Below are 639 nucleotides of genomic sequence, written 5' to 3' on the forward strand. Positions count from 1 at the left end.
GGCTTTGTTGCGTAATTCGGACAGAAAACCAAGTCGTCCGAAATTGAATAATTATTAAACAATATACTGAGTTTCAGGCATACCAAGCCCTGTAAGCTTGTTCAGCGCTTTAATCATGGCGTAGGTTTCGCCAACCTGAGAATTGTAGTTTCTCAGGCTTAACCTCCCACCTAGCAACTGCTTCACGCGATACATGGCTGTTTCAGAGAGCGAACGCTTGTGATAACCATACCGCTTTTTCCACTTCTTGTTGGAGCCGTAGAGCTTCTGACAACCTACTGCTAAATTGCGAGGGTGTCCTTGCTCCCAGAAGGCAGCCCCTTCTCGTGGCGGGATAAGCGGAACCGCTCGCTTGATCCGTATGGCATCATGGCAATTCCTTGTGTCATAAGCGCCATCGCCTGATATCTCAATGATTTTGCGACGTGTCTGCTTGAGTAAGTTAGGGAGCACTTCGGCATCGGTTACGTTAGATAAGCTCAGCTCTGCTGCGACTATTTCGTGGGTGCTTGTATCTACTGCGATATGCAGCTTACGCCAGACTCTGCGCTTCCCATCAGTACCATGCTTCTTGACCTTCCATTCACCTTCGCCATAAACCTTGAGGCCAGTGGCATCAATGGCCAGATGTTGTATTGC

The 639-nt window shown here is 48.5% G+C and carries 1 pseudogene; it reads right to left on the minus strand.

Annotated elements, in window-relative coordinates:
• Positions 1-54 precede the first annotated feature (54 nt).
• Positions 55-639: pseudogene (locus R7040_RS27415) on the minus strand (IS5-like element ISVal1 family transposase); the annotation flags it as partial.

Source organism: Vibrio sp. 1069 (assembly GCF_033340555.1).